At 72.1% G+C, this 20,036-nt stretch carries 16 protein-coding genes and 1 pseudogene; 11 read left to right on the top strand and 6 right to left on the bottom strand.

Annotation, left to right across the window (positions count from 1 at the left end):
* Window positions 1–446: 446 nt before the first annotated feature.
* Window positions 447–1,139 carry a helix-hairpin-helix domain-containing protein gene (locus ACHFIV_RS26155; RefSeq protein WP_398973751.1) on the top strand — a complete coding sequence of 231 codons (693 nt, stop codon included), beginning with the start codon at window positions 447–449 and terminating at the stop codon, window positions 1,137–1,139.
* On the top strand, window positions 1,136–3,754 hold the full coding sequence (locus tag ACHFIV_RS26150; protein WP_398973748.1) for a ComEC/Rec2 family competence protein: 2,619 nt from the start codon (window positions 1,136–1,138) through the stop codon (window positions 3,752–3,754). The genes ACHFIV_RS26155 and ACHFIV_RS26150 overlap by 4 nt, the downstream gene beginning before the upstream one ends.
* A 120-nt stretch (window positions 3,755–3,874) precedes the next feature.
* Here ACHFIV_RS26150 and ACHFIV_RS26145 read toward each other — a convergent pair whose 3' ends face one another.
* Together ACHFIV_RS26145 and ACHFIV_RS26140 are read right to left on the bottom strand one after the other, a co-directional pair.
* Entirely contained in the window at window positions 3,875–4,078 is a 204-nt protein-coding gene (locus ACHFIV_RS26145; RefSeq protein WP_398973745.1) for a hypothetical protein, read from the bottom strand.
* Window positions 4,079–4,185: 107 nt separating this feature from the next.
* The gene (locus ACHFIV_RS26140; RefSeq protein ID WP_398973742.1) at window positions 4,186–4,641 is read right to left on the bottom strand and encodes a pyridoxamine 5'-phosphate oxidase family protein; all 456 of its coding nucleotides are present in this window, start codon (window positions 4,639–4,641) and stop codon (window positions 4,186–4,188) included.
* A gap of 100 nt (window positions 4,642–4,741) precedes the next feature.
* On the opposite strand from ACHFIV_RS26140, the gene ACHFIV_RS26135 reads away from it, so the two are divergent.
* Window positions 4,742–5,563: an arylamine N-acetyltransferase gene (locus tag ACHFIV_RS26135; RefSeq protein WP_398973739.1), complete on the top strand. Its 822-nt coding sequence runs from the start codon at window positions 4,742–4,744 to the stop codon at window positions 5,561–5,563.
* A 130-nt stretch (window positions 5,564–5,693) separates the two neighbouring features.
* A pseudogene (locus tag ACHFIV_RS26130) lies at window positions 5,694–6,075 on the top strand (YceI family protein); the annotation flags it as partial.
* Window positions 6,076–6,229: 154 nt separating this feature from the next.
* On the opposite strand, the gene ACHFIV_RS26125 reads toward ACHFIV_RS26130, so the two are convergent.
* On the bottom strand, window positions 6,230–6,475 hold the full coding sequence (locus ACHFIV_RS26125; RefSeq protein ID WP_208861126.1) for a hypothetical protein: 246 nt from the start codon (window positions 6,473–6,475) through the stop codon (window positions 6,230–6,232).
* An 86-nt stretch (window positions 6,476–6,561) separates the two neighbouring features.
* Here ACHFIV_RS26125 and holA point away from each other — a divergent pair, with 86 nt between their 5' ends.
* The gene (holA, locus tag ACHFIV_RS26120) at window positions 6,562–7,551 is read left to right on the top strand and encodes a DNA polymerase III subunit delta (protein ID WP_398973735.1); all 990 of its coding nucleotides are present in this window, start codon (window positions 6,562–6,564) and stop codon (window positions 7,549–7,551) included.
* A 611-nt stretch (window positions 7,552–8,162) separates the two neighbouring features.
* On the opposite strand, the gene rpsT is transcribed toward holA, so the two are convergent.
* On the bottom strand, window positions 8,163–8,429 hold the full coding sequence (rpsT, locus tag ACHFIV_RS26115) for a 30S ribosomal protein S20 (protein WP_203186183.1): 267 nt from the start codon (window positions 8,427–8,429) through the stop codon (window positions 8,163–8,165).
* A 215-nt stretch (window positions 8,430–8,644) separates the two neighbouring features.
* On the opposite strand from rpsT, the gene lepA reads away from it, so the two are divergent.
* From lepA to hemW, 4 genes are all read left to right on the top strand, one after another.
* Window positions 8,645–10,519, top strand: a complete 1,875-nt coding sequence (gene lepA, locus ACHFIV_RS26110) for a translation elongation factor 4 (RefSeq protein WP_398973731.1) — start codon at window positions 8,645–8,647, stop codon at window positions 10,517–10,519.
* A 287-nt stretch (window positions 10,520–10,806) separates the two neighbouring features.
* Complete coding sequence (locus ACHFIV_RS26105) at window positions 10,807–12,696, top strand: AMP-dependent synthetase/ligase (RefSeq protein WP_398973728.1); 1,890 nt, start codon at window positions 10,807–10,809, stop codon at window positions 12,694–12,696.
* 173 nt (window positions 12,697–12,869) lie between these two features.
* On the top strand, window positions 12,870–14,822 hold the full coding sequence (locus ACHFIV_RS26100) for a SpoIIE family protein phosphatase (protein ID WP_398973725.1): 1,953 nt from the start codon (window positions 12,870–12,872) through the stop codon (window positions 14,820–14,822).
* Between the two features lie 2 nt (window positions 14,823–14,824).
* Entirely contained in the window at window positions 14,825–16,066 is a 1,242-nt protein-coding gene (hemW, locus tag ACHFIV_RS26095; protein ID WP_398973723.1) for a radical SAM family heme chaperone HemW, read from the top strand.
* 72 nt (window positions 16,067–16,138) lie between these two features.
* Here hemW and ACHFIV_RS26090 read toward each other — a convergent pair whose 3' ends face one another.
* Both ACHFIV_RS26090 and ACHFIV_RS26085 read right to left on the bottom strand, forming a co-directional pair.
* Entirely contained in the window at window positions 16,139–16,957 is an 819-nt protein-coding gene (locus ACHFIV_RS26090) for a DUF3097 domain-containing protein (protein ID WP_398973720.1), read from the bottom strand.
* A gap of 25 nt (window positions 16,958–16,982) precedes the next feature.
* Window positions 16,983–17,705, bottom strand: a complete 723-nt coding sequence (locus tag ACHFIV_RS26085) for an MBL fold metallo-hydrolase (RefSeq protein ID WP_398973717.1) — start codon at window positions 17,703–17,705, stop codon at window positions 16,983–16,985.
* 164 nt (window positions 17,706–17,869) lie between these two features.
* On the opposite strand from ACHFIV_RS26085, the gene hrcA reads away from it, so the two are divergent.
* Complete coding sequence (gene hrcA / locus ACHFIV_RS26080; protein ID WP_398973951.1) at window positions 17,870–18,886, top strand: heat-inducible transcriptional repressor HrcA; 1,017 nt, start codon at window positions 17,870–17,872, stop codon at window positions 18,884–18,886.
* Window positions 18,887–20,026, top strand: a complete 1,140-nt coding sequence (dnaJ, locus tag ACHFIV_RS26075; protein ID WP_398973715.1) for a molecular chaperone DnaJ — start codon at window positions 18,887–18,889, stop codon at window positions 20,024–20,026.
* Window positions 20,027–20,036 lie beyond the last annotated feature (10 nt).

The following is a 20,036-nucleotide window of genomic DNA, read 5'->3' as shown; positions in this document are numbered from 1 at the left end:
CCCGCACGGACCGCCCGACGGAACGTGCCGGGCGCAGGGCCGGTGTCCGCCCCGGCGGAGCGGCCGGCACATCCCCCGGGGCAGCCTCCGGTGCCCGGCACGGGCGCCGACGCCGGACCCCGCGAGGGCCGGACGCCGAGATCGCGGCGGCATCCCGGCTCCGGGCGGACGCGCTCATGGCTGCCGACCGGTCGGTGACTGCGGTGATGGTGTCCACTGCGACCGAGGCGGTTGCGGGCACTGCGGCTATGCCGGCCGACGAGCCAGGACGCGCCCGGGCGGCTCCGTCCTGGGCAGCGGCTCCGCCGCCGCGCACGGAGCCCGGGAGGAGCTCCGTAGCGGCCCCGCCGGACGGGCCGCCACTCCCACCGGGCTCTGGTGCGCCCCATGGACCCGCCGACCGGCCGGCCTGGTGGCGGGAAGCCGGCCCCGCCCTCCGGGACCGCTTGCCCCTGTGGTTGCAGCTGCGCTGCGGACTGGAGACACGCGCTCTCGCCGCTCTCGCCGTCGTCCTGGTCGGGGCGGCGGTACTCGCGGCAGCGCATTTCTGGTCGGCCCGACCCCAGGAGGTGCGTGCTCCCGACCGGGTCGCGGAGGCCGCGGCCCAGGCGGGCGGGCCGGGGGCGTCGAGCGCTCAGTTGCCCGGCGGCCCCGCCCCCGTACCGGCCACAGGGCCACGGACCGGTGCCTCCCCTCACGGTCAGATCGTCGTCGATGTGAGCGGCAAGGTGCGCCGACCGGGAATCCAGCATCTGCCGGCCGGCTCCCGCGTCGCGGATGCCCTGCGGGCAGCGGGCGGAGTCCGCGCGGGCGCCGACACCACCGGGCTCAACCGCGCACGTGTACTGACGGATGGCGAGCAGGTGGCGGTGGGCGTGCCCGCCGCACCGCCACCCGTGGGCGGAACAGGAGCAGGCGGTGCCACGGCCGGACAGACCGGGCCGGCCGCGACGGTGAGCCTGGGCACGGCCACCGTCGAGCAGCTCGAGACCCTGCCGGGCGTCGGGCCGGTGCTCGCCCAGCACATCGTCGACTACCGGACCGAGCACGGCGGTTACCGCTCCGTCGACGAGCTCCGCGAGGTCAACGGCATCGGGGACCGCCGGTTCGCGGACCTCCGGCCGCTGGTCACGCCATGAACGGTCCGGACAGCGACGCGGCGCACGGTCCCGGCGTCCATGTGCACGTGGGGCGGCTGGGGGCCGCCGACCCGCGACAGGAGGCTCCGGCTGATCTGCGGCTGGTCCCGCCCGCTCTGGCGGCGTGGGCGGCAGCCGTCCTGGCGCTGGGAGCGTCGGGCCGGTGGGTGACGGCCGTGGCCGTCTTCTGCGCATGTGCCGGCCTCTGCCTTCTCGCCGCACCCCGCATCATGGCGCGAGCAGTAGCCCGGGGGCCGGCCGGTCAGGAGGGACGTCCGGGTTCGGTGAGACCGGCAGGGCGTTCAGGGCACGCAGGGCAGGTGGACGGAGTCCCAGGGGGAGCGGGGCCGCCCCGGCGATCGGGGACACGCGTCACCGCCGTGGCCGGCGTGCTGCTGTGCGCGGCGGCCGGGGCGGCGGCGGCCGGGTTCCATGGCGCGGACTCCCGCAGCGGCCCTGTTCCCGGACTGGCGGAGTCGTACGCGAGGGTCGACGTGGAGGTCACCGTCACGTCCGACGCCCGGCAGACCCGGCCACGGGTGCAGGGCGATCACAGCACACCCGTGTCCCTTCTGCTGGACGCGGAGATCGACCAACTGACCGCCCACGACGGTACGGTCACCGAGCTCCGCACTCCGGTCCTCCTCATGGTCGCTCCGGGGGACGAGGCAGAGCAGTGGCAGCGCCTCCTGCCCTCGACAGGCCTCCGCATCGGCGGGCGGCTCGCACCACCGCGTCATGAGGGGGAGCGTGCCGCTGCCGTCCTGCGCACCGACGCGGACGACCCACCGCGGGTCACCGAGGAGCCCACCGTTCTCCAACGTGCCGCAGGGCGCCTGCGGTCCGGCCTGAGAGAGGCCACCGACGGGCTCGACGCGGATGCGCGGGCGCTCCTGCCGGGCCTGGTGGTCGGCGACACCTCGCGGGTACCGCCCGATCTGCACGACGCCTTCAAAGCCACCGACCTCACCCACCTGCTGGCCGTGTCGGGAGCCAACCTGTCGATCCTGCTCTTCCTCCTCATCGGCCCACCGGGTACGGCGCTGCGCAGCGAACGCCGCGGCCTGGCGCCCCGCCTGGGCATCTCGCTGCGCATGACCGCCCTCACCGGTGGCGGGGTAACGCTCGCTTTCGTGATCGTCTGCCGTCCGGAGCCGAGCGTCCTGCGTGCGGCTGCCTGCGGCTTGATCACGCTCCTCGCCATCGGGACGGGCCGTCGCAGATCACTGATCCCGGCTCTGGCCGCCGCCGTCCTGCTGCTGGTGCTGTACGACCCCTGGCTGGCCCGAAGCTTCGGGTTTCTGCTGTCCGTACTCGCCACAGGAGCGCTGCTGACCCTCGCACCGAGGTGGAGCGCCGCCCTTCAACGGCACGGGGTGCCGGTGCGGCTCGCCGAGGTGCTGGCCGCCGCGGGGGCCGCTCAGGCGGTCTGCGCGCCCGTGGTCGTGGTCCTCGCGTCCCGGGTCAGCCTGGTGGCGATCCCCTGCAACCTGCTGGCCGAATTCGCGGTGGCACCCGCGACGGTCCTCGGCTTCGCCACCCTCGCCGTCGCACCCGTGTCCATGCCGGTGGCGGAAGCGCTGGCCGGGGCCGCCGGCTGGCCGGTCGGATGGATCGCGTCCGTGGCCCGTACCGGGGCCGCGCTCCCGGGGGCGGAGCTCGACTGGCCGGGCGGCTGGCGAGGTGCGGCCCTCCTGGCCTTCCTCACGGCCCTGCTGGTGCTGTCCGCCCGCCGCCTGGCCCGCCACCCGTGGGTGTGTTCGGCGGCCGCACTTCTGCTGGTGCTCGCGGTGCTGAGACCCGTACCGCTCACCCGGCTCGTGACGGGATGGCCTCCACCGGGCTGGGCCTTCGCGCTGTGCGACGTCGGACAGGGAGACGCCATGGTCCTCGCCGCGGGGGACGGTACGGGAGTGGTCGTCGACGCCGGCCCCGAGCCTCGTCTGGCGGACCGATGTCTGCGCGACCTCGGCATCACTCGTGTGCCCCTTCTCCTGCTGACCCACTTCCACGCCGATCACGTACGCGGCCTGCCGGGTGTGCTGAGGGGCCGAGAGGTCGGTGCGATCCAGACGACGAGCCTCGACGAACCACCGGAGCAGGCGGCCTTCGTGAAAAGAACGGCCGCGGCGGCACGTATCCCGATGATCCGGGCAACCCCGGGGGAGCGACGCCGAACGGGCCCGCTCGACTGGCAGGTGCTGTGGCCCACGACGGGCGCGCCGGGCTCGGCACCGGTCCACGTGACCGAAGAGCCGAACGACTCCAGCGTCACCCTCCTCGTCCGGTCCGGCCCGCTCACCCTGCTGCTTCTCGGCGATCTCGAACCCCCTGCCCAGCGAGGGGTGCTGCGCAGCCATCCGGCACTGCCCCGGGTGGACGTACTCAAGGTCGCGCACCACGGCTCCGCCCACCAGGACGCCGCGCTCCTTCGCAGCACCCGCCCGAGGTTCGCGCTGATCAGCTGCGGTAGTGACAACCCGTACGGTCATCCGGCGGCCCGCACGGTCGATGCACTGGAAGCGACGGGAGCGAAGGTCCTGCGCACCGATGTCCATGGTGCGATCGCCGTGGCGGGTGCCGGCACGGGGCTGCGTGCGGCAGGCCGGTCATGAACCCGGGGCGCGCCCGTTGCTGTCTCCGGCCGCCGATCTTCTCCCGGCCGGCGGCGACCCCGTACCCGGGGGCGACTCCATCCCCGTCCCCGTCCCCGTCCCCGGCTGGGTTCCCGCGCCTCACTCCGTTCCCGTGCCCGACTTCGCCGAGCCCGTGCCCGACTTCGCCGAGCCCGTGCCCGACTTCGCCGAGCCCGTGCCCGACTTCGCCGAGCCCGTGCCCGACTTCGCCGAGCCCGGCCCCGACTTCGCCGGGCCCGCCTCCACCTGCCTCGCCCCTGTGCCCGCCTTTGTCGGTCTCGCCTCCGCCTGCCGTCTGGCCATCGGTCCCGGACCGGCTCCCCGGCCAGTCCCCGTTGCGAGGCCAGTCGGCGCCGCCGGGCCGGCACCCGCTGTCATGGTGGCCCCCGGTACCGAGGCGACGCCCGCCGTCAGACCAGCCAGGTGCCGTCGAGCATCAGGTCGCGTCCGGCCAACTCGTTCACCTCGCGCCACGCCTTCACGGTGTACGGCGTGATGCGCAGATACACCCATGCCCGCCGTCCGCGTACGTCCCAGTGGAGCTTCGCCGCGAAGGCGTCCCCCGACTCGGCGGGGAGATCCGTCCCTTCGACGACTTCGGCCGTTCCCTCGATCAGCACCACATCGCGGGTGTGCCCGAGAGTGAGTCTCATCTTCCCCGACGGAGACACATTGACCGCCGTCGGGTTGGTGCGCCGGGTGGCCAGCAGCAGAGTGCCCCGGTCCCATACGAACGACAACGGCACCAGGCATGGCAGGCCGTCCGGGGAGGCAGTGGCCACCCATACGTCTTCGTCCTTCTCCAGACGATCGAATACGTCCTGTTTGCGCTGCTCCGGGCCGCGTGCCGGTTCCCGCTCCGTCATGGCCCACACGCTAGCCACCGGCCGTGCCTGCCGCCTCCGTCGGCGGTCCTAGGCCCAGAGGCCCGTGGCGCCGCCCGGCGCACCGGGTCAGACTTGACGCATGACCGAGGAATCGCGGCAGTCGGCTGCGCCCGTCCCCGCCTGGGTGGACGCCTATCTGGAACGCATCGGGGCAGCCCGTCCCGCCCAAGCCGACGCTGCGGCACTGCGCGAGTTGCAGTTCCGCCATCTGACGGCCGTGCCGTTCGAGAACCTCTCCATCCATCTCGGCGAGGACATCGTCCTGGACGAGGAGAGGCTCGTGAACAAGATCGTGAAGGACCGGCGGGGTGGTTTCTGCTACGAACTCAACGGCGCCTTCGCCGCGATGCTGTGCGCACTCGGCTTCCGCGTCACCCTGCTCCAGGCAAGGGTCTTCGGCGACGGCGGACGCCTCGGCATCCCGTTCGACCACGTCGCACTGCGGGTGGAGACCGACGACGGCACGGGCCCCTGGCTCGCCGATGTCGGATTCGGCGATCACGCCCTGCGCCCGCTCGTGTTGGACGCGGGCACCGAACAGGACGATCCCTGCGGGACGTTCCGCTTCCGCGAGGCGCCACAGGGAGACCTGGACCTGCTGCGCGACGGTTCGCGGCAGTTCCGTCTGGATCTGCGCCCACGTGTGCTGGCGGACTTCCGGGCCGGCTCCTGGTACCACCGCACATCACCTGACTCCCACTTCGCCCGGTCTCCCGTCTGCTCCAGGAGAACCGAGGACGGCCGGGTGACGCTCCGGGGACGGACCCTGATCACGACCGAGCGAGGTGAGCGTGATGAGACAGAGTTGGACGACGACGCCGAGGTGTTCGCCGCCTACCGGGACCACTTCGGTCTGACGCTCACCCGACTGCCCACGGAGCGGCCGGCCCTGACCACGTGACGGGTACGGCAGACGCCGATGACGACCGCAGGGAGCGCCTGGCCGACGTGGGCGGAACCGGACCTGTGCGGAAGGAGACTGCGACCTGCGCGGCAGGGACCCGCGACCTGTGCACCGCCGACGTACCGACATGCACGTGGTCATCGACGCCTCGTCGATCGACACGAACGTCCGGATGCGCGACGACCGTCTGCGCCCCGGCGGCTTCCTCGACGTCGAGAGCTGCCCGACCCTCGAGTGCTACAGCGAGCGCTTCGTCCATCGCGGTGCCACACGCCGGGGGGTCACCGGCGCGCTCACCCCGCACGGTGTGAGCCGACCGCCACGCCGGACACCCAGCACCTCGGTCCGGGTAACAGCCTGCAAGGCGAGACCCGGCCGTCTGCCGGGCGACCACAGACCTGCACCGTGAGGACTTCACGCTCACCTGGCAGACCATGCCGGCGCGCGGCATCGCCGTGGTCGGCCCGAGCATCAGGACCGAGACGGACATCCAGATCATCCCGAAGGGGGGATGCCACTCGGTGCACACTCGGTGCACCGCTACCCGCATGAGCCCGGAACCGGCGTACGGCTGTGGCACCCCCGAGGTGCCTCCGGTCAGGGTGCGCTTCCGGGGTCAGGGCGCACCTCCGGTCCGGGCACCTCCGGTCCGGGCGCCTCCGGTCAGGGCGCCTCCAGCCATCCCTCGTACTCCGCGGCGAACGCGTCCAGCGCCGCGGAGTCCAGCCGTGCGGCCGGGTCCTCGACCACCACCAGCCACTGGGCGTCCTCGGCGTCGTCCTCGCCGGCCAGTGCGTCCCGCACGAGCTGCGGCTCCTCGGTGACGCCGAACCGGTCGGGCAGCTCCCCGGCGACCTCCTCGGCGGTATCGCGGTCGGGCAGCACCAGTACGTGTCTCACATCGCTCACCCGGACATTCTCCGGTACGACCTGACCGCGGTGTGCCGACGCCTGCGCCGCAGGGCTGTCACAGGGGCGTGGGATGCTGGACCGCGATGGCCACCAGACGTAATCCCACCGACGATCCGCTCGCCCCCGTCACGCTTGCCGTGGGCCAGGAGGACCTGCTCCTGGACCGTGCCGTGCAGCATGTGGTGGCCGCGGCCCGCGCGTCCGACGCCGACACGGACGTCCGCGACCTCGCCTCGGACCAGCTGCAGCCCGGCACGCTGGCGGAGCTCACCAGCCCTTCGCTCTTCGCCGAGCGCAAGGTGGTGATCGTGCGGAACGCGCACGACCTCTCCGCCGACACCGTCAAGGACGTCAAGGCGTACCTGGGAGCGCCCGCCGAGGAGATCACCCTCGTGCTCCTGCACGCGGGCGGGGCCAAGGGAAAGGGCCTGCTGGACGCGGTGCGCAAGGCCGGGGCGCGTGAGGTGGCGTGCCCCAAGACCACCAAGCCGGCCGAGCGGCTGTCCTTCGTGCGGTCGGAGTTCCGGACGCTCGGACGCTCAGCGACCCCGGAAGCCTGCCAGGCGCTCGTGGACTCGATCGGCTCTGATCTGAGGGAGCTGGCCAGCGCAGCGTCCCAGCTGGCCGCAGATGTCGAAGGCACCATCGACGAAGCGGTCGTCGGCCGCTACTACACGGGCAGGGCGGAGGCTTCCTCCTTCACCGTCGCCGACCGTGCGGTGGAGGGCCGGGCGGCGGAAGCGCTGGAGGCGCTGCGATGGTCGCTGTCCACGGGCGTCGCCCCCGTTCTGATCACCAGCGCCCTCGCGCAGGGAGTCCGGGCGATCGGCAAGCTCTCATCGGCTCGGGGCGGGCGCCCGGCGGACCTGGCCAGAGAGCTCGGCATGCCGCCCTGGAAGATCGACCGGGTCCGTCAGCAGATGCGCGGATGGACACCTGACGGAGTGGCGACCGCACTGATCGCGGTCGCGGCGGCCGACGCGGGCGTCAAGGGCGGTGGGGACGACCCCGAGTACGCCCTCGAGAAAGCCGTGGTCGCCGTCGCCCGCGCCGCGCGCTCCGGCGGTCGCTGAGCCTCACGCCCGCCCGCCACGCGACCTGCCGCGCCCCTGACGTTCTGCGTCCCCCGGCCTGCTGCGTCCCCGGCTCGCAGCGGCGCCTGCGACCGCCAAGCCCCCACCGGGCCGGGCGGCACCGAGCCCGCACGAAGCCGCATCGCACCCGCACGGAGCCGCATCGCACTCGGGCCGGCGGCACCGAGCTCGCACCTGGCCGGTACCACCGCGCCCGCCCCCGGAGGGCAGGCCGCAGGTAGGCCCAGGCAGGCCCGGCACCAGGCAGGCCCGGCACCGGGAACCCTGTAGCGCAGCGCACCCCGGAGCCCGCACCGCATGGCGCCCGAGCGACGCCCCGCCGCCCAGGCTCCGCCCCCCACGCCCCCCACGCCCGCCACCCGCCGTACCCACACCCGCGCCCCGCAGCCGACGCCCGTGGGGCGACGCTCGCAGCGGGCGCAGCACGAAGGCCCCGGCCGGCGTCCTGGGGAGGACGCGGCCGGGGCCTTCGGTTCAAGCCTGGTGCGCCGCACCCGCGTGGCGAACGCAGGTTCGGTGTGCGGCGCGGGTGCCGGTCAGGAGCGGGAGAGAGGGCCCGCTGAGTCCGTTCCGGCGATCACATCAGTAGTTCAGCCCTGGAGGGAGGCAACCTTGAGCGCCAGCGCCGACTTCTTGTTGGCGGCGGCGTTCTTGTGGATGACACCCTTCGAGACGGCCTTGTCGAGCTGGCGGGAGGCGTCACGGACGGCCACAGTGGCCTTCTCGACGTCACCGGCAGCGGCAGCCTCACGGGCCTTGCGGATCGAGGTCTTGAGCGAGGACTTGACGGCCTTGTTGCGCAGGCGCGCCTTCTCGTTCGTCTTGTTCCGCTTGATCTGGGACTTGATGTTCGCCACGAAAGAGCCTTTTCAGGTTCGTTGGATCTCCTATGTGCGCCACGCTGCTTCTGAGGGCCACGAGGCACAGCTGCCCACGGTAGCAGCCACCCTCGGACCGGCCCAAACCGGTCCCGGCCCCGCGGGCGTGGGAGCATGGAGGCTACGTATCGATCCGTCCGACCCGACATCGACCCGAGACACGGCGTCCGACGTCTCAAGAATCAGGACCCTGCGTGCCCGCGACTCCTACCAACGTGCCCGAGCCGAGCCGTACCGACCCGGCGCTGATCCGCAACTTCTGCATCATCGCGCACATCGACCACGGCAAGTCGACTCTTGCCGACCGGATGCTTCAGCTGACGGGAGTGGTCGACCAGCGGCAGATGCGCGCCCAGTACCTCGACCGGATGGACATCGAGCGCGAGCGCGGCATCACCATCAAGTCCCAGGCGGTCCGTCTGCCGTGGGCGCCCACCGAGGGAGAGGGCAAGGGCTCGACCCACGTCCTCAACATGATCGACACCCCGGGCCACGTGGACTTCACCTACGAGGTCTCCCGGTCCCTGGCGGCGTGCGAGGGCACCATCCTCCTGGTCGACGCCGCTCAGGGCATCGAGGCCCAGACGCTGGCCAACCTCTACCTGGCGATGGAGAACGACCTCACCATCGTCCCGGTGCTCAACAAGATCGACCTGCCCGCCGCGCAGCCGGAGAAGTTCTCCGAGGAGCTGGCCAACCTCATCGGCTGCCAGCCCGAGGACGTCCTCAAGGTCTCCGCCAAGACCGGCGTCGGGGTGGACGCCCTGCTCGACCGCGTGGTCCGGGACGTGCCGGCCCCCGTCGGCCAGGCGGACTCCGCCGCCCGCGCGATGATCTTCGACTCGGTCTACGACCCCTACCGCGGCGTCGTCACCTACGTCAGGGTCGTCGACGGCCAGCTCAACAAGCGTGAGCGCATCCGGATGATGTCGACCGGCGCCACCCACGAGCTGCTGGAGATCGGTGTCTCCTCCCCGGAGATGACCCCGGCCGACGGCATCGGTGTCGGCGAGGTCGGCTACATCATCACCGGCGTGAAGGACGTCCGGCAGTCCAAGGTCGGTGACACCATCACCTCCCTGCACAAGGGGGCGACCGAGGCGCTGGGCGGCTACAAGGACCCCAAGCCGATGGTGTTCTCCGGGCTCTACCCCCTGGACGGCTCCGACTACCCGAACCTGCGCGAGGCCCTGGACAAGCTCCAGCTCAACGACGCCGCCCTGGTCTACGAGCCGGAGACCTCGGCCGCGCTCGGCTTCGGCTTCCGCGTGGGCTTCCTCGGTCTGCTGCACCTCGACGTGATCCGCGAGCGCCTCGAACGCGAGTTCGGCCTGGAGCTGATCGCGACCGCCCCCAACGTGGTCTACCGGGTGGAGATGGAGGACGGCACCGAGCACACCGTCACCAACCCGAGCGAGTTCCCCGAGGGCAAGATCGACAAGGTGCACGAGCCGGTCGTGAGGGCCACGGTCCTGGCGCCCAGCGAGTTCATCGGCGCGATCATGGAGCTCTGCCAGAGCCGGCGGGGCACCCTGCTCGGCATGGACTACCTCTCCGAGGACCGGGTGGAGATCCGCTACACCCTCCCGCTCGCCGAGATCGTCTTCGACTTCTTCGACCAGCTGAAGTCGAAGACCCGCGGTTACGCCTCGCTCGACTACGAGCCCACGGGTGAGCAGTCCGCCCAGCTCGTCAAGGTCGACATCCTGCTGCACGGCGACAAGGTCGACGCCTTCTCCGCGGTCACCCACAAGGACGCGGCGTACGCGTACGGAGTCCGGCTCGTCGCCAAGCTGCAGAAGCTCATCCCCCGGCAGAACTTCGAGGTGCCGATCCAGGCGGCCATCGGCTCCCGGGTCATCGCCCGTGAGACCGTCCGCGCCATCCGCAAGGACGTGCTCGCCAAGTGCTACGGCGGTGACATCTCCCGTAAGCGGAAGCTGCTGGAGAAGCAGAAGGAAGGCAAGAAGCGGATGAAGATGGTCGGCAACGTGGAGGTGCCGCAGGACGCGTTCATCTCCGTGCTGTCCACCGACGAGTCCGCCGGTGAGGGCAAGGGCAAGAAGTAGCGCCGGCTCCCGTCCGGCCCGGGACCACCCGGGTGTACGCCCTCGGGCGTGACCGGGAGCAGCCCATGGGCCCCTGTGCCGCGGACGTCCGCGGCACAGGGGCCCGGTTCGTTATCAAGCGGCGGCCTGCTGCCCCTTACGCGACGGTCCCGCGCGCTCTACTCTGATCACCACCCGTTAGTTACTCGCCAGTTAAACAAGCAGGCCGAGCGGGAACGAGAAGCAGGACATACAAGCAGCAGCACCCATGAACCGGTCGTAGCAATGCCGCAGGCCCGGAGGACGTCGTGAGCGACACACAGACCTTGATCGATAGCCGGCCGCCCTCCGTGGCGACTCTCTTCATCGACCGCGTGGCGGCCACCCCGGACGGGGAGGCGTACCGCTATCCGGTGCCGTCGGCCTCGGGGCAGGGCCCGGACGACTGGAAGTCACTCACCTGGGCGCAGGCCGCCGAGCGGGTCCACGCCATCGCGGCCGGTCTGATCGCGCTGGGGGTCCAGCCGGAGGAGCGTGTCGCGCTCGCCTCCTCCACCCGCGTCGAGTGGATCCTCGCCGACCTGGGCGTGATGTGCGCGGGCGCGGCGACCACCACGATCTACCCCTCCACCAACACCGAGGAGTCCGCCTTCATCCTGGCCGACTCCGACAGCCGTGTCCTGATCGCGGAGGACGCCGCCCAGCTGGCGAAGGCCCGGGAGAACAGGGCCGGGCTGCCCGAGCTGGCGCACGTCGTCGTCATCGACCCGGCCGGCGCCGAGCCCGTGGAGGGCGACCCCGAGGGCTGGGTCCTCACGCTGGCCGACCTGGAGGCGCGGGGCGCCGAGTACCTGGTGAAGAACCCGGACGCGGTCACCGACCGGGTCGCCGCCATCACCCCGGACCAGCTGGCGACGCTCATCTACACGTCGGGCACCACCGGCCGCCCCAAGGGTGTACGGCTGCCCCACGACAACTGGTCGTACATGGCCAAGGCGACCGTGGCGACCGGGCTGATCACCGCGGGCGACGTCCAGTACCTCTGGCTGCCGCTCGCGCACGTCTTCGGCAAGGTGCTCACGTCCGGCCAGATCGAGGTCGGCCACGTCACGGCCGTCGACGGCCGTGTCGACAAGATCATCGAGAACCTCCCGGTGGTCCAGCCGACGTACATGGCGGCCGTGCCCCGCATCTTCGAGAAGGTCTACAACGGGGTCGCGGCCAAGGCACGGGCCGGCGGCGGCGCCAAGTACAAGATCTTCCAGTGGGCGGCGGGCGTCGCCCGCGAGTACGCCACGGTGTCGCAGGACAACTTCCGTCGCACCGGCAAGGCCTCCGTACCGTTCGCGCTCGGCGCCAAGCACAAGGTGGCCGACACCCTCGTCTTCGCGAAGATCCGCGAGGCCTTCGGCGGGCGGCTCCGTGCCTGCGTCTCCGGTTCCGCCGCCCTCGCACCCGACATCGGACTCTTCTTCTCGGGGGCGGGCATCCACATCCTGGAGGGCTACGGACTGACGGAGAGCAGTGCCGCCTCCTTCGTCAACCCGGGCGAGGCCTACCGCACCGGCACCGTCGGCAAGCCGCTCCCCGGCACCGAGGTCCGGATCGCGGAGGACGGCGAGATCCTGCTGCGCGGCCCCGGCCTGATGGAGGGCTACCACCGGCTTCCCGAGAAGACCGCCGAGGTGCTGGAGTCCGACGGCTGGTTCCACACCGGCGACATCGGCGAGCTCTCCCAGGACGGTTATCTGCGCATCACCGACCGCAAGAAGGACCTGATCAAGACGTCCGGCGGCAAGTACATCGCGCCCGCGGAGGTCGAGGGGCAGTTCAAGGCGGTGTGCCCGTTCGTCTCGAACATCCTGGTGCACGGCGCGGACCGCAACTTCTGCACCGCCCTCATCGCGCTCGACGAGCCGACCATCCTCGGCTGGGCGCAGGAGAACGGGCTGGGCGGCAAGCCGTACGCCGACGTGGTCGCGTCGCCGCAGACCGTGGAGCTCATCCAGGGCTACGTGCAGCGGCTCAACGAGGGCCTGCAGCGCTGGCAGACCATCAAGAAGTTCCGGCTGCTGCCGCGCGACCTGGACATCGAGCACGGCGAGCTGACCCCCAGCCTCAAGCTGAAGCGGCCCGTCGTCGAGCGCGAGTACAAGCACCTCATCGACGACATGTACGCGGGCTCCCGCGAGGCGTAATGGACGAGGAGCACGTCGGAGCGGGACCGGTGGGTGCGCGAGCGCACGCCGGTCCCGCTCCGTTCGTCCCCGGCTCCGGCGACTTCCGTGACTCGACGCTTATGGGCGCGCCCGGTCTGTCACTCTGTCGGGATACGTCAGCGGCGTTTCGCGAGACTGTCAGGAGCCGCACCGTGGGTCCCATTCCGCTGCAGCGGGACGTCGTCCAGCGTCCCGGCACCGACATCGCCGGTGAGGGCGACGAGGCGCGTCCGGTCGCCCGCACGAGCCTCCCCGGTATCCCGCAGGCCTCGGCCGCGGCCCGCCGGTTCGTCCGGGCGGCGCTCGCCGACTGGACCGGTCTCGGACTGCCCTCGACCGGCGAGTTCGGCGAACGGCTCACCGACGACGCACTGACCGTGGCCAGCGAACTGGTCACCAACGCGGTGGTGCACGCCGGCACGACGGTCGAACTGCTCCTCAGACTGGAGGACTCGGCGGGGCCCGCACCGGCCGCGCTGGTGCTGGAGATCACCGACCACCATCCCGCCCGGTCGGTGCGCGACGGCCATGCCGAGCGTCCGGACCCGGCCGAGTACGGCCGCGGGCTCCAGCTCGTCGCCACCCTCGCCGAGTCCTGGGGCATCACCTACCGCACCGGGCTCAAGACCGTGTGGGCCCGTCTTCCCGGTGACGACCGCTACGGGCTGCCTGACGCCCCGGCGGCCGGCCGGACCACCCCCCGCAGGCACGGTCCGCTCCCCGGTGAGGACCCCGCGGCCGGGCACGCCCCGCGCGACGACGCGGGCTGGGCCGGCCGCGGGGGGCTGTCCTTCCTCGCGGAGGCCTCCGGCCTCCTCGCGGGCCAGCTCGACGAGGACCTGGTGGCCTCGATAGCGGGTCCGCTCCTGGTGCCCCGGCTCGCCGACTGGTGTGCGATATGGCTGGAGAGCGAGGGTGGCGGCCCGGCTGCCGTCCCCCGGCTCGCGGGGGTGTGGCACCGCGACGAGGCGCGGACCGAGCTGCTGCGCCCCGCACTGGAGAAGGAGCCACTCCGCTTACCCGGGAGCGTCGGCACCGGCCCCGTGCCCATCCCCTGGCCCGGAGGCGCCACGGTGGCGCGTGGGGACGCGGCGGGCGCCGCACTCGCCCACCGCATCATCTCGGGCGGCCGTACGCTCGGCGCCGTCCTGGTGGGGCGTGAGGGCACCGACCACATCCCCGACCCGGTCGCCGCCCTCCTCGCGGACTTCGTACGCCGGGTCGGCCTCGCCGTGGGCGCCGCACGCGCCTACACCCGCCAGGCCACGATCAGCCGCATCCTCCAGCGCGGTCTGCTGCCCAGCAAGGTCGCCGACATCCCCGGGGTCACCAGCGCGCTCGTCTACGAGCCCGGTGACGACGGGGTGGTCGGCGGCGACTTCTACGACCTCTTCCCGTGCCCCGGCGGCCGCTGGTGCTTCGTGCTCGGAGACGTCCAGGGCAGCGGCCCCGAAGCCGCCGTCGTCACCGGCCTCGCCCGTCCCTGGCTGCGTCTGCTGTCCCGCGAGGGCTTCCAGGTCGGCGAGGTCCTCGACCGGCTCAACCGGCTCCTCCTGGACGACGCCATGGAGGCGGCCGAGGCAGCCGCTCTCATGGTCGCGGCGGCGGGCGGCCAGCAGCTCCAGGGCGGTGAGCAGATGCAGGACGGCTCCCAGTCCCGCTTCCTGTCCCTGCTGTACGGCGACCTCGTCCCGCTCCCGGGCGGCGGGGTGCGCTGCACCGTGGCGAGCGCCGGCCATCCCCTTCCGCTGCTGCTGCGCCCCGACGGCTCCGTACGCCCCGCCGCCGAGCCGCAGGTGCTGCTCGGCGTCGTCGACGATGTGGCCTACGGCAGCCAGAGCTTCGACCTGGCACCCGGCGACAGCCTTCTCTGTGTCACGGACGGGGTGACGGAGCGGCGCTCGGGGAGGCAGATGTTCGACGACGGCGACGGCCTCGCGCGGGCCCTGGCCGGCTGTGCGGGGCTTCCCGCGGCCGGGATCGCCGACCGGATCAAGCGGGCCGTCCACGCCTTCGCCGAGCGTCCGCCCGACGACGACCTGGCCATGCTCGTCATCCAGGTCGACGGGCACGCGGATGTGCGGGGCAGCTCCTCCGGCGAGTGACAATGGACGGTATGCCTTCCGTACTGCCCGATGGTGAGCCCGTGCCCGACGACGGGGCACTGCCCCGCCATGCCCTGGAAGGCGCCGCCGGCCGGCCGCTCGGCTTCTACCTGCACGTGCCCTACTGCGCCACCCGCTGCGGCTACTGCGACTTCAACACCTACACCGCGACCGAGCTGCGTGGATCCGGCGGCGCCCTGGCGTCCAGGGACAACTACGCGGCCCATCTGGTCGAGGAGGTCCGCCAGGCCCGCAAGGTGCTCGGCGACGACCCCCGCCCGGTCCGCACGGTGTTCGTCGGCGGCGGTACGCCGACCCTGCTGCCCGCCGCGGACCTCGTCCGGATGCTCGCGGCGATCCGTGAGGAGTTCGGGCTGGCGGAGGACGCCGAGATCTCCACGGAGGCCAATCCGGAATCCGTCGGACCGGCGTATCTGGCGGCCCTGCGGGAAGGCGGCTTCAACCGTGTCTCCTTCGGCATGCAGAGCGCGCGGCAGCACGTCCTGAAGGTCCTGGACCGCACCCACACCCCCGGCAGGCCCGAGGCCTGCGTCGCCGAGGCCCGCGCGGCCGGTTTCGAGCACGTCAACCTCGACCTGATCTACGGGACCCCCGGCGAGTCCGACGACGACTGGCGGGCCTCCCTGGACGCGGCGATCGGCGCGGGCCCCGACCACGTGTCCGCCTACGCGCTGATCGTGGAGGAGGGGACCCGGCTCGCCCGGCGTATCCGCAGGGGCGAGGTCCCCATGACCGACGACGACGTGCACGCCGACCGCTATCTGATCGCGGACGAGGCGATGGCGGCGGCGGGCTTCTCCTGGTACGAGGTGTCGAACTGGTCCCGCACCCCCGAGGGCCGCTGCCTGCACAACGAGCTGTACTGGCGCGGGGCCGACTGGTGGGGCGCCGGGCCGGGTGCCCACAGCCACGTCGGCGGGGTGCGCTGGTGGAACGTCAAGCACCCCGGGGCCTACGCGCAGGCGCTCGCCGAGGGCCGCTCGCCCGGGGCGGGCCGTGAGGTGCTGGGCGAAGAGGACCGGCGGGTCGAGCGCATCCTGCTGGAGCTGCGCCTCGTGGAGGGCTGTCCGCTGTCCCTGCTCGCCCCCGCCGGCCTCGCGGCGGCCGGCCGCGCGGTGGGTGACGGGCTCCTGGAGCCCGGCCCGTACGGTGAGGGCCGGGCGGTCCTCACCCTGCGGGGCCGGCTGCTGGCCGACGCGGTGGTACGCGACCTGGTGGACTGAGGGCCTGCCCGCACACGCGGGCGCCGCACTCCCACGCCCACTCCGCCGGATCCCCTTCGAGGGGCCGGGGCATCAGGAGGGGAGGGTGACGAAGTCGATCAGTTCCTCCACCCGGCCCAGCAGCTGCGGCTCCAGGTCCTTGTACGAGCCGACCCTGGACAGGATGTGCTGCCAGGCGGCGCCCGTGTTCTCCGGCCAGCCCAGCGCACGGCAGACGCCCGTCTTCCAGTCCTGGCCGCGCGGTACCGCCGGCCATCCGGGAATGCCCACGGAGGACGGCTTCACGGCCTCCCAGACGTCGATGTACGGGTGTCCCACCACCAGCACGTGCGCGTCGGTGACCTGGGCGGCGATCCGGGACTCCTTCGAACCGGGCACCAGGTGGTCGACCAGGACACCGAGCCGGGCGTCCGGGCCCGGCGCGAACTCCCGCACGATCGCCGGAAGGTCGTCGACGCCCTCCAGGTACTCCACCACCACGCCCTCGATGCGGAGGTCGTCACCCCAGACCCGCTCGACGAGCTCGGCGTCGTGCCGCCCCTCCACGTAGATCCGGCCCGCGCGCGCCACCCGTGCCCGCGCACCGGGGACCGCCACCGAGCCCGAGGCCGTACGGGAAGGCCGGGCGGGTCCGCCGGCCGACGGGCGCACAAGGGTGACCACCCTGCCCTCCAGCAGGAAGCCGCGCGGTTCCATCGGGAAGACCCGGTGCTTGCCGAAGCGGTCCTCCAGTGTGACCGTCGGCCCCTGGGCGGTCTTCTCGCACCGGACCACCGCCCCGCAGAAGCCGGTGACGGCCTCCTCGACGACCAGATCGGGCTCGGCGGGGACCTCGGGGGCGGGGGCGGACTTCTTCCACGGCAGAGTCAGATCCGGCTGGTAGCTGCGCATGGCACGACGATAAACGGGCGCCTGTTCACGACACGCCGAAGCGAGCCGCCAGCTGATCGCGCTGCGCCCGCACGAACGCCGCGTCCACCACCGCCCCGTGCCCCGGGACGTACAGCGCGTCCTCGCCGCCCAGCTCCAGCAGCCGGTCCAGCGCCGCCGGCCAGCGCGAGGGGACGGCGTCCCGCCCCGCCTGCGGTTCGCCGGACTCCTCGACCAGATCGCCGCAGAGCACCACGACGGGGGAGCCCGGCACCAGCACGGCGAGGTCGTGGCCGCTGTGACCGGGGCCCACGTTGGCCAGCAGCACCTGGAACCCGCCGCCGAGGTCGAGCGTCCACTCGCCGCTCACCTGATGCCGCGGAGCCACCAGCACGTCGGTGGCCGCAGTGGCGTCCGCCTCGCTCATGCCGTGCCGCAACGCGTCCGCGCGCAGCTCCTCGGCGCCCCGGCCCAGCAGCTCCGCCGTGCCGACCGCCCCGTAGACCTCCGCCCCGGAGAACGCGGCCGTGCCCAGGACATGGTCGAAGTGCGGATGGCTCAGTGCGATATGCGTCACCCTCCGGCCCAGCAGTGCCTCGGCCTGGGTCCGCAGCCCGGCGCCCTCCCGGAGCGACGAACCGGTGTCGTAGAGCAGCACACCGTCGGTACCCGCCACCAGCGCGGCGGTCGCGTCCCAGACGGGAAGGCGTCGCCGCCCCGAACCGTTGCCCAACCGCTCCCAGCCGAACTCTTCCCAAGAGGCGTCCATACGACGACGCTATCGGCAACGACCTGCGCAGTCCCGGGAGGGCGTGGCCGGTCGCCCTTGCCCCTGCCCCACCTCGCCCCCGTACACTGACCGGGGGGATGCTGGCACTCGAACGCACAGAGTGCCAGTCGGAAACCGAAGAACCACAGCTGGAGGTGTGCGCGGTGCTCAGCGAACGCAGACTCGAAGTGCTGCGTGCCATCGTCCAGGACTACGTCGGCACCGAGGAGCCCGTCGGCTCCAAGGCGCTCACGGAGCGGCACAGCCTCGGGGTCTCCCCGGCCACCGTGCGCAACGACATGGCGGTGCTGGAGGACGAGGGCTTCATCGCCCAGCCGCACACGAGTGCGGGACGCATTCCGACGGACAAGGGCTACCGTCTCTTCGTCGACAGACTCGCGGGCGTCAAGCCCCTGTCGTCGCCGGAGCGCCGGGCCATCCAGAACTTCCTCGACGGCGCGGTCGACCTCGACGACGTCGTGGGCCGCACGGTCCGGCTGCTCGCGCAGCTGACCAGGCAGGTGGCCGTCGTCCAGTACCCCTCGCTGACCCGGTCGACGGTCCGGCACGTGGAGCTGCTGTCGCTGGCTCCGGCCCGGCTGATGCTCGTCCTGATCACGGACACGGGCCGGGTCGAACAGCGTATGATCGACTGTCCTGCACCGTTCGGTGACTCGTCACTGGCCGATCTGCGGGCCCGGCTCAACAGCCGGGTCGTCGGGCGGCGCTTCGCGGACGTCCCGCAGCTGGTGCAGGACCTGCCGGAGTCCTTCGAGACCGAGGACCGGGGAACCGTATCGACGGTGCTCTCCGTCCTCCTCGAGACACTGGTCGAAGAGACGGAGGAGCGGCTGATCATCGGCGGCACCTCCAACCTCACCCGTTTCGGGCACGACTTCCCTGTGATGATCCGGCCGGTGCTGGAGGCATTGGAGGAGCAGGTCGTGCTGCTGAAGCTGCTCGGTGAGGCAACGGATTCGGGCATGACCGTACGGATCGGGCACGAGAACGCCCATGAGGGCCTCAACGCCACGTCCGTCGTCGCGGTCGGCTACGGTTCGGGCGACGAGGCAGTCGCCAAACTCGGCGTGGTCGGACCGACCCGCATGGACTACCCCGGAACGATGGGAGCGGTACGCGCAGTGGCACGTTACGTCGGACAGATCCTGGCGGAGTCGTAAGTGGCCACGGACTACTACGCCGTACTCGGCGTGCGCCGCGACGCATCTCAGGACGAGATCAAGAAGGCATTCCGTCGGCTCGCACGCGAGCTGCACCCGGATGTCAACCCGGATCCGAAGACCCAGGAGCGGTTCAAGGAGATCAACGCCGCCTACGAGGTGCTCTCGGACCCGCAGAAGAAGCAGGTCTACGACCTCGGCGGTGACCCGCTGTCCCAGTCGGGCGGCGGCGGTGGCGCGGGAGGGTTCGGAGCCGGCGGCTTCGGCAACTTCAGCGACATCATGGACGCGTTCTTCGGCAACGCGGCCCAGCGGGGGCCCCGTTCGCGGACCCGGCGCGGCCAGGACGCCATGATCCGGCTGGAGATCGACCTCAACGAGGCCGCCTTCGGTACGACCAAGGACATCCAGGTCGACACGGCGGTCGTCTGCACGACCTGCAGTGGCGAGGGCGCCGCCCCCGGCACCTCCGCGCAGACCTGTGACATGTGCCGCGGCCGCGGTGAGGTCTCCCAGGTCACCAGGTCCTTCCTGGGCCAGGTCATGACCTCGCGGCCCTGTCCGCAGTGCCAGGGCTTCGGCACGGTCGTACCGACCCCGTGCCCCGAGTGCGCCGGTGACGGCCGCATCCGCTCGCGGCGCACCCTCACCGTGAAGATCCCCGCCGGTGTCGACAACGGCACCCGGATCCAGCTGGCGGGCGAGGGCGAGGTCGGCCCCGGCGGCGGTCCCGCCGGCGATCTGTACGTCGAGATCCACGAGCTCTCCCACGCCGTGTTCCAGCGGCGCGGCGACGATCTGCACTGCACGGTCACCATCCCGATGACCGCCGCGGCGCTCGGCACCCAGGTGCCGCTGGAGACGCTCGACGGTCTGGAGGAGATCGACATCAGGCCGGGCACCCAGTCCGGCCAGTCGGTCCCGCTGCACGGGCGCGGCATCACGCACCTGCGCGGCGGCGGGCGCGGCGACCTGATCGTGCACGTCGAGGTGATGACCCCGACGAAGATGGACCCCGAGCAGGAGCGCCTCCTGCGGGAGCTGTCGAAGCTGCGCGGCGAGGAGCGGCCCACCGGCCAGTTCCAGCCGGGCCAGCAGGGACTCTTCTCCCGCCTGAAGGACGCCTTCAACGGCCGCTGATCCCCGTCGC

The sequence above is a fragment of the Streptomyces sp. ALB3 genome (genome assembly GCF_044385685.1).
Taxonomy (GTDB): domain Bacteria; phylum Actinomycetota; class Actinomycetes; order Streptomycetales; family Streptomycetaceae; genus Streptomyces.
The sequence above is the reverse complement of the archived record's forward strand: the minus strand, read 5'-3'. Positions and strand labels throughout refer to the sequence as shown.